At 32.5% G+C, this 14,973-nt stretch carries 9 protein-coding genes and 1 pseudogene; all 10 read left to right on the top strand.

Going from position 1 to position 14,973, the window contains the following annotated elements:
• Window positions 1-887: 887 nt before the first annotated feature.
• A complete protein-coding gene (locus tag SP041_RS12175; protein WP_025564763.1) occupies window positions 888-2,567 on the top strand; it encodes a CDC27 family protein in 1,680 nt (559 codons plus the stop codon).
• A gap of 47 nt (window positions 2,568-2,614) precedes the next feature.
• Window positions 2,615-3,250 carry an SCP2 sterol-binding domain-containing protein gene (locus SP041_RS12170; protein ID WP_025564762.1) on the top strand — a complete coding sequence of 212 codons (636 nt, stop codon included), beginning with the start codon at window positions 2,615-2,617 and terminating at the stop codon, window positions 3,248-3,250.
• Between the two features lie 106 nt (window positions 3,251-3,356).
• Window positions 3,357-4,403, top strand: coding sequence for a hypothetical protein (locus SP041_RS12165; RefSeq protein WP_025564761.1), 1,047 nt, complete (start codon window positions 3,357-3,359; stop codon window positions 4,401-4,403).
• Window positions 4,400-6,427, top strand: coding sequence for a rhamnan synthesis F family protein (locus SP041_RS12160; protein ID WP_025564760.1), 2,028 nt, complete (start codon window positions 4,400-4,402; stop codon window positions 6,425-6,427). The genes SP041_RS12165 and SP041_RS12160 overlap by 4 nt, the downstream gene beginning before the upstream one ends.
• Before the next feature lie 9 nt (window positions 6,428-6,436).
• Window positions 6,437-7,285, top strand: coding sequence for a hypothetical protein (locus SP041_RS12155; protein WP_025564759.1), 849 nt, complete (start codon window positions 6,437-6,439; stop codon window positions 7,283-7,285).
• Window positions 7,286-7,326: 41 nt separating this feature from the next.
• Window positions 7,327-8,691: a hypothetical protein gene (locus tag SP041_RS12150; protein WP_025564758.1), complete on the top strand. Its 1,365-nt coding sequence runs from the start codon at window positions 7,327-7,329 to the stop codon at window positions 8,689-8,691.
• Between the two features lie 196 nt (window positions 8,692-8,887).
• Entirely contained in the window at window positions 8,888-10,597 is a 1,710-nt protein-coding gene (locus tag SP041_RS12145; protein ID WP_025564757.1) for a glycosyltransferase family 2 protein, read from the top strand.
• A gap of 132 nt (window positions 10,598-10,729) precedes the next feature.
• Window positions 10,730-12,049 (top strand): hypothetical protein, encoded by a 1,320-nt coding sequence (locus SP041_RS12140; RefSeq protein ID WP_025564756.1) that lies wholly within the window; start codon window positions 10,730-10,732, stop codon window positions 12,047-12,049.
• Window positions 12,050-12,098: 49 nt separating this feature from the next.
• Window positions 12,099-13,349, top strand: coding sequence for a hypothetical protein (locus tag SP041_RS12135; protein ID WP_025564755.1), 1,251 nt, complete (start codon window positions 12,099-12,101; stop codon window positions 13,347-13,349).
• Between the two features lie 93 nt (window positions 13,350-13,442).
• A pseudogene (locus SP041_RS12130) lies at window positions 13,443-14,405 on the top strand (MBL fold metallo-hydrolase); the annotation flags it as partial.
• Between the last annotated feature and the right edge of the window lie 568 nt (window positions 14,406-14,973).

Here is a 14,973-nt window from a genome sequence, read left to right as displayed (position 1 = left end):
CTCTTCGACTAACCAATTTTCTTTGCAATAGAATGTTAACTTCCGCTTTTCGGTACATCGTGCAATAAATTTATCTCACTATAACGTCGTTTGTCGCTTTATTTTTATGAGTGGTTGCTCAACAATGCATTTATTTGTTGTCACGGATCCGAATGCTTGGATATACCGATATGTATTAGATAGAACAATTGGGCTAGATAATTTACGTTTAAATTTTTTATTATATCAATTGTATTAAATTTTATGTAAAGCATAAGTTAATGTGAATGATTGTTTCATTTATGAAGCTTATAGCTAAGAAATAGGGCTAATTAGTAACATAGATCTGTAATTTATTATCATTAGTCTTATATTGCTTCAAAAAAATAACGATTTTAATAGTGAGATTCATTGGTGTCTACTGAACTGGTTTTTATGTGATGATTCTTTTATGTTGAAGTTGTTCTGATTATTTTTCTTTAGGTATTTTCTGATGTTATTTCAACTTTAAATAATAAATTCATATTATAGGCTATTGATGTTATGAAGTTAACTTTATATAACCTTAAACAGTTATGAATTATGGAATGATAAAAATTATAGCTAAGTGTCTACTTTATTTTGATATAGTAAGGTTTAAAGTGAACTAAATGTCTATCTCTGCGGTTCTGTATAGGTTAAATTTATTTGAAATAGTAAAAAATATTATGTGACAATTTAATACTTCTTTATAAAAATAACGGAGATATGACAACATGACTATTTCCTTCATAATACAATGTTTGTATTTTTGATATTAGGTTTTTAACGTGATTAACATAATAAGTATGTGTATGCCTTAATATAAAAAATTATTTTGATTTTTTATATTAATATTGAAAAACACTTTCTCATAAATTAGGTTTTTAATGTCTCAATCTAAAAAAATTGCTCTTATTTGTGCCGGTTTTCACCGCAGTGCGACCTCTGCTACTGCTAATTATTTATATGATGCAGGACTAAATCTAGGTGATAATCTTGTGCCTGGGCATATCAGTAATGCAAAAGGGCATTTCGAAGACTGGGATATGGTTAAGTTACATGATCAACAGTTAACGCTTTCAGGCACTAATTTACAGTTTCATGATCAATGTAAGCTACTTCATGATCCCATACCATTTAAACGCTACGCACAAGAACGATTTGATCATGCTGAACATTGGGGAGGTAAGGATCCTCGTGCTTGTCTTTTTTTAGATGATTGGGATGAGGTTTTGCAAGACAACGGTCGATACCTTTTTATTATAAGGCACTGGAGTTGTTGTATTGAATCTCTGTTGCACCGTCATAGTAGAGAATTAGCGCACCATTTACCTCAACCTAAGCCAGAGAATGAAGGGTTAAAGTTATGGTTGCAGCCGCAACTCGCGGCACAAATGTGGTTAACTTATAATAAGCGTATTTTAGACTTTGCAACTAAGTATAAAAGTAAAGTTTTATTGGTCTCTCAACGTGCTTTATTTGAAGGGGCACCAATATTATCAACGTTGAACTCTCGATTTGGTTTTAATTTAAATGAAAATACGGCTTCTCCTTTTCAGAACGAATTATTACGAGATGAAGCCTGCGTAGGTATTAGGGATTCACTTTCTTATTCTTTAAAGCATCAACTTGATGCTGTTTGGTCTGAACTATTAAGTTTATCTGATTATAAATCTCACAATGAGAAGCCTATTTATTTTGAAGCTCCTATTCTAGATAGTCAGTTATGGGTCTCTTATCAAAAAGCACTAGATAACAACGTTCAAGTAACTAGTACGCTAACTGCGCCAAATACTATTAATAATTTAGAAAATAATTGGTTAGATTCACTCTCTTTGATCAACGATCAAAAAGCATTAATTATTATGTTGAATTCTGCAACTCAAGCACAATTAACGCAGTTAGATATCAAAAAATTTCTGGAACTTTTTGAGGGCGCATACAGTCTAAATGGTGAACTTTTACTGGCTGTTGGAAAGTTATTAATGCGAATTTCAAGATCTGATTTAGCCATTAATTACTTCGAAAAAACGGTTACATTAGGTATTTATTTTCCTTATGTTGATATGCTGCTTGGAGACTGTTATCAAAAGCTTTCTAAATTTCATAAGTCTTTATATTTTTACGATAAAGCAATTAAGAATAATTCCAAACAGCCTCTTTTTTACACTCATAAAGCAACGTGTTTAATTCGCTTAAATAGAATGGACGAGGCTGAAGATGCTTTTAATAAAGGTTTAAAAATGGGAAGCGATAAACCTGAATGTGTACTGCCATATTGTGACTTTTTAGTCAATAATGAGAAAGAAAATGATGCGAAGCTTTTATTGGTAGACCTCATTAATAAGACTAACTCTTCTCTTGCTCGAGCTTTGTTAACACAAATAGAATTAAAAGCTGATTACAAACAGGGCGAAGCTTGCTATTTAGATACTATTAAAGAAAACATGAACAAAAAAGATACACAAAAATGGTTAGCAGATGCTTGCTCTTATATTACTTGTTCTGCTAGTGAAGCTGATTTTATTACCCGTATATACGGGCACTGGAAAGGAATCATTAAATAAGAGATGTATAAATTGCAATTTCTGATTTATAACTAAAATGGTTTTTTATGAAAAAAATAATAATATTAACAGCATTGAAACTTATACCTATAACTCTTCAAAGCAAAGCAATATGTAAAGCGTTAAATTACCTTTCTGAAGAGCACAATTTAACTCAGCTTGAATCTCAAGTCATTAAATTGAATGTGAGTGACCTTAAAAGAAATTGGTTTGTTATCTATGAAAAAAATTCTTTTAAGGCTACCAGAAGTCATAAAGCTAATGTAGAAGTCACAATGAAGCTTGAGGTTGCATTAAATTTTCAAGATAAAGTGTCTATCATTAATGCATTAGAGCAGGAAAAGGTTAAATTTAAAGGGGAAGATTCTAATATAAATACTATTAGTGATTGGTTGTACCATGTTGACGAATATCGTTTAATAAACCTGTCTAATCGTTTTTTTTCTTTCTTAAAAATAAAGTCTTCACAACCGCCAAGGCTTGATGTCGACACTGTTAGTTTAGAGGATTTGAAAAACAGCCTGGATATTGATTTTATTCGAGATGAAGCGGTTAAATTAGAAAAAGTTAACTTAGAAAAAGCATTGTCTTTAATGTCATTAGCATATCAAGCTCGACCTGGTGGTTTATTTATTGAAGAAAAAGTAATTGAGTATAAGAAAGCTTTAAATATTGAGCTCTAATTATATTTTTATATAATTATTTTGTTCGTAAATAACACAATCTGTTAATTTTACTATAAGATAAAGATTAATCATTAATATCAATAATTTATTATAGAGATCTCAAATGTCAATTACATCACTTCAACAGTTAGGAGCAACGCTGGTTGCCCCGATGTTTACTTTTTTTAATCACAAACTGACAAAAGAGATAAATACCCAAGAGCCGATCTTTTTTTTAGCAAGGGAAGGTTATTGGTTTAGTCGTTCGTATTGTGAGTATTGTCGTGTTAATGGACATGTTGATAATAGCCAGTATATGTTGGTGTCTAGAGCGTTCCTTTTCAAAATAGGGTTAACTGAGCCTAAGACCTTCCCACTGTCATTAGATTTTAAATTCGAAGGTAGCTTATATGAATTAATGCGATCTAGATTTATGCTAAGTGATATTAGTTTAAAAAATATATTTACAGAAAAACAGCAGCAAAAAACTATTACACTCCCTGAAAATATCGAAAAAATATCAACGTTATTGGAGCAAAAACAAGCGAAATTAAAAATTGCTATCGAACCTTCAAGAGTCGCTTATCAAGAGTACTTGACCTCTATTGGTTTTTTTAAAGTTGATACGGCTAATTTAGTTGATCTTGGCTATAGTGGTACCATTCAAACTTTATTGACGATTTTATTTAAAAAAAATACAAAAGGGCATTATCTTATCGCCTCGAAGCCAGGTGAACAGACGATTGAAAATAAAAAAGTGACGATGGTTGGGTATTTAAAAGAGGGTGTTAAAATGGGCGGTGGGTATATTCCACTGGACCGTTCTATGTTTTTGGAGTCTTTACTCACAGCGCCGGTCGGACAGTTTCAAGATATTCGTTTAAGTCCTTTGCCTGATAATACCTTTGATATTTATTATGGGCGTAAAGTGACTTCGCAACACCAGTTCCATTTACTTGAGCAGGTGTGCCAAGGCGCGATTAGACAAATGAACCAATATGTTGAACACGGCGTCTCTTTTTCAGAGGCAGAAGTAGAAACGCTCTATACTACATTTGTTACAAAGAAAGGTATGTTACCGAAACATAGCTGGCCTCTTTTTACGATTGATGATGACATTGCCAATGAAGGCACAGTTAATGGTTTAGACTTTTTTGGATTGAAATTATGAATTACAGAGCAATAATTAATCGCTTACCTTTGGTTGGAAGTGTGTTAAGAAGTAACCCAAAGCTAATGCAAACTGCAGTTAACATTGAAAATAAGTTAATAAAACGTGTAGAGGTCCCGGCAAATGAAATTCCAATACATGTACCTGTTCCTATTAATAACAGCCCCAATTTATTGAACGATGCAAAGAAGCATGGTCTTTTTAATTTTGCATGGTACTGTGATGTGCAAGATAAACCATTTGACTCAGAAGCCTCTGCTTTTAATGATTATTTAATGAAAAGCCGCTTTTCTAGCGTCAGTCCAAGTCCTGCTTTTAATAATTGGGATTATTTAAAAAACAATTTAGATGTATATCATTTTGGTTTAAGCCCACTTGAACATTATATTTCAACAGGTATTAAAGAAGGGCGCATTAATACGCCTTTTGCACCGAGATGGGAGCCTAAAGATAAATTATATGATGAAATAGATACTACACTTATTAAGAAACAAAAAATTGCAGTGTGCTTACACGTTTTTTATGAAGACTTTTTAGATTATTATCGACAATGTTTAGAGCATTTTCCAGTGAATGTGGATGTGTTTATTTCTGTCAGTGATATCGCTTTAAAAGATGTTGCGCTTGAAAAATTAGGATCGTTAATTACAGTCAATAATATTGAAGTAGTTGCTGTTCCCAACCGAGGTCGTAATTTTGGGCCTATGTTAGTTGAATATGGTCAAAAGCTGTTAAATTATGATCTTTTTTGCCATTTGCATTCTAAAAAGTCTCTCTATTCAGGTCGTCCACAAACACAATGGGCAGATTATTTAGGTGAGTTTTTATTAAATGATGCGAATGTTATTGCTAAGGCGATTACTCATATGGCAAAAGATAATGAGTGTGGTATTTATTACCCAACGTCTTTCATGATGATGCCTGATTGGGTTAATCATTGGCTTAAAAATAAGCCCTTTAAAAATAAGCTTTTTGATGAATGGCAGATTAAAGACCATTCTGAATTTCTTGCTTACCCTGTCGGTGGTATGTTTTGGGCTAAACCAAACGCTTTAAAACAGTTATTAGAGAAAGAATACAAATACGAAGACTTTCCTGCTGAGCCTTTACCTAATGATGGATCGGAATTACATGCATTAGAAAGAACGATTGGCCTATTAGCTGAACGTAATGGTTATAAGCAGCTATTTTATTACCCTGAATTAGGGCGTTTTACAAAAGATAAAAGCCATATTTTTGCTAATTATGTCTGTAGCCAAGAACAGCTTCTTCATAAAATTCAACCTTTTGATATCATTTCATTTGATGTGTTTGATACACTCGTTCGTCGTTCTCATTTTGTCCCTGATTATGCGAAACTGAAGTTAGGTCAATATTTAGTAGAGCAAGGCGAAGTAAAAGATGCGCATGCCTTTGTTAAATTGAGAAATGCTGCTGAGTTTACGGTTCGTAAGCAAAAGAATTTTAAAGGTGATGTTAAAATCGTTGAAACCTATCAGCAATTAGGCAAAGAGTTGAGCTGGGATGAAGAAAAGTCCCTGCATTATTCTGATATGGAGTTTGCGTACGACCTTGATATGATTGAAAGTAAAGATGAAGTCGTTGATATCTTGAATGCTTTAATTGGGCAAAGAAAGACCGTTTATATTATTTCTGATACTTATTACTCTGAGCACCAAATTGTATTAATGTTAAGAAAGGCAGGCGTGACAAATGGTTATCAATTATATGTGTCTTCAGAGTTAGACTTACGCAAAGATAGCGGTACTATGTGGGCATTTATGAAAGAGCACTTAGCTGATAAAGGATCTTTTGTACATGTGGGTGATAATGCGGTGGCTGATGCTCAAATACCAGGTGACTTTGGTTTGACTAACTTACATATTCTTAACCCGATGGACAAATGGCAAGCTGCAGGATGGGATAACCCATTCAATGAAGGCAATGAATTAAATGAACAACAAATTTTAAAATGGGGACCTCTGATTAGTCAGTTTGGTCGTTTCCCATTCTTAGGCGAGTAATTATAAAGTATGAGTATAAATCTAAATCAACCTAGAACAATCGTGTTTCACCCTGGCATCGGTAAAACGGCCACCAGTGCAATACAAAATGTGGGCTTTAAGTTACCTGCCAATCTTAGTGATCAGGCTTGTTTTTCTCCATATGGTGTTCATGGTGGTGCAAATAATGATCTTGCGTCCAATCACCCGAACTTTTCTATGGATAAATATCAAGAGCAATGGGCATTACTTTTGGAGTTTGCATTAAACCGAAATAGTAGCACTATCGTTTCTAGTGAGTTTCTTATCAGAGATAATCCTAAACATATTGCTACTATGCTTAAAGAAGCAAAAGAAAAAGGGTTAAATGTAAAAGTTATTGTCGCGGTTAGAAACTATACTGACTATCTAGTGTCTGCTTTTTTGCAAGCGGTTAAAGTCAACTGGGGAATTAAAACGAATGAAAATATATTTGAATTTTGTGAAAGAGAGTTAGCCTCTATAAAGATGCCTTTACTGGTTGATCAATGGGCTCGACATATTGGTGACGAAAATGTTTTTCTTTTAGATTACGATACCAAAAAAAATGGTTTTGTGAATTTGTTTTTTAATACCATTGGCATAAACTTACCAGTAGAAAACAAACAAGAAGCTAAGGTAAATACATCAATTAAATTAGCTACAGCACCAATGTTGCGTCATTTTGATCGAGTCGCTAATGATAAAAATGATAGGCAAGAATTTATTAATTTTTTAAATAAGTTAGATTATAAAAATGAGTATGAAGTTAGTATAAAGAAAAAGATTGAAAGTCAGATTGTAAAGAATGCATTTTCTAATGATAAAGAACGATTGACGACAAGATATACGTGGATTTAATGACTCGCTAGACTTTAAGTCATTCTAATAACTGGATTTTAATGATATACATAAACGATTTATTTGATTTTGATACATCTAAAGCTGAGACGTTTATTTCTCAGCTTTTAGATAATAAAACGATTTCAATCAAGCACCCATTGCTTGATATACCTACTTTTCCTAGAGTAAGTAAAGTGAAAGGAATGGCAAACGTTATTCTCTTTTCAGATGAATTACTAAATAATCATTGGTATTACATTCAAATTACTAAATTAATAGATGGTTATTATTTACCAAGCGGAGTCTTATTCAATCCTAGGAATATGCCTGATGTATCTACTGTAAAAAAAGCAATTGATGCGGGGAGTCTTAAATTTGATTTAACATCAAGTTCCACCAAAGTTGATGGTTTAATTTTTTCTCAAAAAAGGCCTTATCATTATTTTTACGATCAGTTTGTAAATTATTTTAAGTTATCAGCAGTAAAAAATATCGATGAATATTGCTTTACTGATAATACTTGTTTTTACTCAGATACCGAGTCAACTACCTTTAAGTTAATCGCTAAAAAAGGGTGCTATTTTTTTCCTTGTACTATGCCGGGCAACTATTTGGATAAAGATGCAGTGAAAATGCATTATTTTTTAAAAAATAACACTTCTAAAATGAAAGTTAAAAGTGAATTCACAATTTGGTTAGGTGTTACGGGGCAGAAACGATCATGGATTGAACAAGTGGATGGGTATGTTGAAATTATTAAAAATCTACATACTATTTACAAAAGCATTACTGTCATAGTTGATGGTTGGACAAACTACGAAAATGACGACTCTATTAATGTGGAAGATAATGATGTTTATGATCAAATTAAAAATGAATTTTCTTCCGTTACATCTATCGATTTTGTTAACTTAATCAACAATGATTATAAATCAAAAATCGCTTATGCAAATGTCTGCGATTTCTTTATCGCTAATAGTGGTACAGGCTGCATGGTCCCTTTTATGATATCTAATATAAAGGGTGTGATACACGGTAACGGTTTGTTAAATACTTTTATACACAGTTATGATGAAAGCGTTAAAGTGGTACCTAAAGAGAAAATAATATCAGAAAAGTCAAAAGCGATTATGAACAATTCTTACTCTATTGCATGGCAAACTATTTATAATTTGTTAATGGGGTTAATAGGTTCGACTGCGCGTTTAGATGAACCAATACTTAAGCTTAATAGTAAAATTGTTTTCAGTGAGCTAACCTTTTCAAATAAAACGCAACCAGCGGAAGCTTTAAGAGATATGGCTCTTTCCTTTGAAAAAATGGGAGATAGGAAAACCGCTTATACTCTTATGTGTAAAGCTCTGGAGCAAAGACCAAATGGTGTGTTTATTAAGAAAAAAGTGAATGAGTGGAAATGTTTATAAACTCAAAGATAGCCCTTTTAAATTCTGTTTTATGATGATAATTTTCATTTTTACTCTTCATAATAATTGATATGGTAATATCACTTAATTTATATATCAAGTTAGAGCTTACTTCTCTTAATATTAAATACTGAAATCAAGTCTAGTTTTAATTATTTACCTTCCTTTTCTCACTTAATATTAATAGCTATTAAATATGAAATATTTTTTTAATTTAAATACTACTTCAATTCGACAAACACTAAGACAGATTCCTTTTTTAGTTAACGTGTATCATTTTTTTTTTACTAATTTACCTTATGGCTTAAATAAGCCAGAACGCTTAGTTAAATCAACTCAAAATAAGCTGTTAAAAGCATTACCGATTAAAGATAATGAAATGCTCATTATTTTGGTATTAGATGATGATTTTTCTGTTTATAATATTTCCCAATACATACAAACCATTAATAGTTTATTACAACAAAGTTATGTTAACTGGTTATTGGTGGTTCCCAACGTTGTTCTAGAAGCATTAGGTTTAATTGATTCTCGTGTTATAAGTAGCGCTCCTATCAACAGTAATAGTGTATTTATAGGTGAAGTTTTCGTTGGTGATCGATTACATAAACATGCACTTAAAGCATTTGTTAATAAAATAACTGACGAAACTAATCTTATTTACTGTGATCACGATTTTATTGATGATATCGGTAAGCATTACTCTCCACAATATAAACCACAGTGGAATGATGAACTTGCTTATTCTACTTTTTATACTGAAAACTTGACGTTATATAGATTATGTAACTTTAATAGTCTCCAAGAATGGCTGGATTTTAAGTCACATTATCAACGTATATTATATTTACGTGAAGTAAGTAAAGGTCTATTCCAGCATATTGCTTATACCCTTTATCATGTTTCTAGAGAACAATTTGCTATTAATACATCTCATGTTTTTACTGATAAATCTGATTTAGAAGCTCTAAATATTTATTTAAAAGAAAAAGGGGCTTCTGCTGAAGTAGGTCTAATTGAAGGGAGTTATAAAGTTAATTGGAATCTACCTAATATACTACCTCTAGTTTCGATCATCATTCCTACAAAAAACGGTAAAAAGCTAGTTAAGCAATGCCTTGATACATTATATGAAAAAACAACATATACTAATTTCGAAATATTATTAGTTGATAATCAATCGGATCATGAGGATGCGATTAGTTATTTCGATAGTTTGGCGGAACAAAAAAAAATTCGTTTACTTCATTATAATTACCCCTTTAATTACTCTGCCATTAATAATTTTGCTGTCAAACAAGCTAATGGGACTTTACTCGTTTTACTCAATAATGATATTGAAGTTATTTCACCTGATTGGTTAACTGAAATAGTCTCTCAGTTAATGAGACCTTCTACTGGTTGTGTTGGGGCCAAGTTATATTTCCCAAATGATACAATACAACATGCAGGTGTGATCCTCAGCCTAGGCGGGTGTGCCGGACATGGGCATAAACACTATAAACGTACTGATACTGGTTATATGAATCGTTTGAAATTAGTTCAAAATTATGGTGCTGTCACAGGGGCTTGTTTAGGGATACGTAAAGATGTTTTTGAACAGGTTGATGGGCTAAATGAGAAGTCATTAGCCGTTGCCTATAATGATGTTGATTTATGCCTTAAAGTAAGAACAGCAGGGTACTTTAATATTTGGTCTCCTTATATTGAATTATACCATCATGAATCGGTTAGTCGCCCTTCTGATTTTGAATCTGATCAACACCAACGTTATTTATCAGAACTCGATTATATGAAAAAAACTTGGCAGTTATCGAATTACATAGATCCTGCTTATAGTCCATGGTTAACAATCTTAACTGAAAATTTTTCATATGAAAATCCAACTTATTTTTATGTTAAATAGTGCCTTGTAATGTGTTTAATAATTTATCCAGTATATTAATAACGATTCTATCTAACGTATTAAATTTATTAATTAATACGTATAATTGATTTTTAGTTACTAATATTTTTAAAAGTGAAAGTTCAATTGACGATGAATAAAATAGATAAAAGAGTCGTTATACACACGGGGCCAGGTAAAACTGGAACATCTGCTATTCAAGCTTGGTTAATCGAAGAGTTTGATTTTATATCAGCACATGGCATTTTATATCCTGAGTATAAATTAACAAAAGAGAAAATTAGCTCAGGTAATCGAGCACAAATATTAACTCAACGAGAAAATGGTGCTTGGGTAGTTGACTATCAAAAAGTTAAGGATCTATTAGCTCGCTTTAAAGAAAGTAAATATTCCATGTTGCTTTTATCATCTGAGTTCTTCTTCATGCATATTGCTGAGATAAGTAAGGCTATCCCAGAAGCTGAGTTTATCGCTTATATTCGTAATCCTATTGAGTTAATAGAGTCTAATTATAATCAAAGTATTAAACGCCACGGTAAAACCCAAAAATTTGTTCCTCCAAAAAATTTAGAAAACTATTTTTGGCCTTACTTGCACAAAGTATTTAATACACTTGATGTCTCTAAAATTCATTTAAGAGCTTACAACAAAGAGTTAATGATAAAGGGAAGTATTATTTCTGATTTACTCAGTGTTTTAGGGGTAGAGGCTGTTATTAAAGATAGGAATATTAATCCTTCTTTTACATTTGGAGCTCTAGAGTTTAAACGCCTTTGTAATTATTTTGAGTTAGGCGATTTAGATACTAAATTAGATGCTGTGTTACAAAGTTGTAATATAGGAACTCAACATTATTCATTAATGAATAAAGATACTTTTAATACTTTAAATAATGAAAGTTGTTTACAAATGAAGTTGTTTATCGAGGAGCATAAACAATTACACTTAATTCCGTTATTAAATAAATTTCAAAAAGGTGAGCAACGTGATTATCTTAGACAGGTTGCTGATTTTACTATTTTAAATTTAATTGCTGAACATGTAAAAAGTAAAAATAAAAGTTTATATAAAGACTTATACATTTTATTAAAAAATAATCCTAATCTAGTAGTCGATAATCCCTTTATCTATGATGTCTTTGGGGTTGAGCCTGTACCTCTCAATAAAAATAATCTAATTGATGATGCGCTATTAAAATATATTAATAAATTCATGATTCACCCTATGAAAAGAGGTGGAGTTTGTTTTCAGATGTCTTGTTATTTTGAAGAAATAGGTGATTTTGAATCAAGTTTTGCTTTTGCTAAAGCTGCATATTTTTTTAACCCCGGCCATGTTAATTTTATAGATCACTTAAACAAGTTACTTATTATATTTAATGAATCGTCTACTAATGGGACAAGAAAAATTAAATTACTTAATAAAATTAAACTTAGATTATTTTCTATATGATTCTTTTAACATTTTGTTATTCATTTTTTAATTTAAATGGTGAGTATTTATGAAAATTGTCGTTATTGGAACTTCAAATTCAGTAATGGGGGGGAATGGCTTTATTAAGGCATTAATGCTCGATCATGAAGTCATACAATTGTCTTCCGGTAGAGTCCCTTTTTTTTATCATATTAAAACAATTGAAAATAATAAGGCATTGATAGAGTCATCAGATTTACTTTTGATTGATCATTATATTAACGATGTAAATTTTTACTCAGAAGCCCTTGGTGAAGAGTACAATCAATTATGTGAAGATTTTTATTACTTATTAAGCTCTATTAATACTAGAATTATAAATGTTCTCTTTCCTATTAGAGATTTAAAAAAGAGAGATACCATAACTTACTATGAACAAATTAAAAAAAGTTCAAGATTGTATTCCTTGTGTGTATTAGACCTTAATGAGACACCATTCTCTAGACACCATTTTAGTGATAACATTCACATAACTCATGATGCTTCTTATGCACTTGGTATTGTGCTTGGTAAAGAGTTACTTGATTCAGATATTGGCCAAAAACCGCAGCAAGGTTATTGTAGAAACATGCCATTTAAAGTTATTAATATTGAAGATCTACCTTTAAAAAATAATAACGCTATAAAAACATTTAGTAATAGCTTGATGAGGCTTAAATATCTAGACGTTAAAGATACTTTTTTACTACAAAATTCTAGTACGGCTAAACTTTTATCTGTGGGTTACCTTCGAGTTAAAAATAAAGAAGGCCACTCAGGTATTATGATCAATGGCCACAAATTTAGCTTAAGTGGTTATGGTTACTTCCATGAAACTATCGATATCGATCTATTTGGTGATCTTGAGGTTAGCCCCGTTTTAAGTAACGATTTGACGTTATCGAACTTAATGGGGAGAGGTTTAGCTAAAGGTGTTTTTTCATATTGTTACCTTACTGAATTTTTCCTTTATGATAAAAATTCACCATTTCAAATACAAAGTGCAAGTCGAACTCCTTTTATCATCTCGTTACCAAAATTAATTGATGTTGTAGATAGAATTTGTTCAATAAAGGGATCTTTTCAATTTCCTGCATTAGAAGAAAAAACGATTAATTTATTACGAGAAATGGCGATTAAAAATGAGGGTGATAACCTTAAAGTTGCATTTGATTTAATGAACCTTGCTAATTTAGCAAGGCCTAAGGGGCCTGTAATTAAATCGAAACTAGAAGAGTATCGATTTAAGTTAAATAAAGAAATTGAATCTGAATCTGAACTAAAAAAGAGCACAATTTAAAGGCAATTAAACTAAGCATAAGTGAACCATTTCTCATATCATTTTCAAAAATAGGATTAAGATTAATGCTATTCGTAATCGATAGGAGGGGGTATGAAAATTCTTCATCATGGTGCGGTTAATGGGGTGACTGGTTCTTGTCATCAGTTGATTGTTGACGTTAATAATAGTTTGCTAGTTGATTGTGGTTTGTTTCAAGGTGCTGAAACGTCTGGCCGAGGTGACGATGATTTGTTATCTATCGAGTTTGATATTAGTACGGTTCAAGCTTTGTTAGTAACGCATTGTCACATTGACCATGTGGGGCGATTGCCATATTTATTAGCAGCAGGGTTTAACGGGCCGATCATCGCCACAGAAGCTACTGCGGCTTTGTTGCCGATGGTGATTGAAGATGCGCTGAAAGTAGGAGTCACACGTAATCAATCGATTATTAAAGCCTGCTTGGCTCGTTTAAAGGAGCAGTTGATTGCGGTGCCTTATCAACAATGGTTTGAGGTGACGCTAAAGGAGGCGAGTCGCACGAAAGTTAAGTTCCAACCTGCAGGACATATTCTTGGTTCTGCTTATATTGAAATAGACGTTAAGGCTGATGTTAAGGGCTCTGATCAGACTGCTAAACACGTTGTTTTTTCAGGGGATCTTGGCGCAACTTATTCTCCCTTACTCGCTTCTCCTAAAAGTCCTTATAAAGCGGATGTTGTCGTTATTGAAAGTACTTACGGTGATAAGAACCATCAAGGACGACGTGACCGAGCTAAGAGTTTAGAAAAGGTATTAATTAAAGCGATTAGTGATAATGGTGTGGTGATTATTCCTGCTTTTAGTATTGGTCGCACACAAGAGTTGCTTTATGAGTTAGAGCAGATCACCGCGAAGGCTAAGTTTAAGAAGCTGGCTGATATTGAAGTGATTGTCGATTCTCCGATGGCCGCTAAATTCACTGAGCATTATCAACATTTTCAGACGCTGTGGGATGCTGAAGCTAAAATGCGTGTAAAACAAGGGAGGCAACTTCTAAACTTTGATAGTTTGTATATGGTTGATACCCACCGAGGTCAAAGGCATGAACCTAAACACTAGAAAGTGTGCATCCGAAGTCAGAGCTATTTTTTATATTTTAGGTTTGTTACTTGGGGCGCACGCTTTAGCTTGCAGATGATTTTTGTGTTGATTGTGGTTGTTGTATTTAAATTCTATGTTCGATTACTCGGGGCGCACGCTTTAGCTTGCAGATGTTTTTTGTGTTGATTGTGGTTGTTGTATTTAAATTCTATGTTCGATTACTCGGGGCGCACGCTTTAGCTTGCAGATCTTTTGTGTGTTGATTGTGGTTGTTGTATTTAAATTCTATGTTCGATTACTCGGGGCGCACGCTTTAGCTTGCAGATCTTTTGTGTATTGGTTGTTTTGTGCTTTTTACTTTGATAACGAAGGTCAAAAGAATAAGGTCAAAGGATCAAACCTAACACCAGAATCCCTGCAAGCTGAAGCATGTGTAGTGGCATAATGAATTTGGCCATCTGATTAGAGGTGATAAACTCACTTTAACTAATCAGGTATTAATATGACAAAACAAACAAGACCAACTTATTCACCCGAATTTAAATTAGAAGTTGCACAA

This window comes from Psychromonas sp. SP041, assembly GCF_000470315.2.
In the GTDB taxonomy this organism is placed as follows: Bacteria; Pseudomonadota; Gammaproteobacteria; order Enterobacterales; family Psychromonadaceae; genus Psychromonas.
The sequence above is the reverse complement of the archived record's forward strand: the minus strand, read 5'-3'. Positions and strand labels throughout refer to the sequence as shown.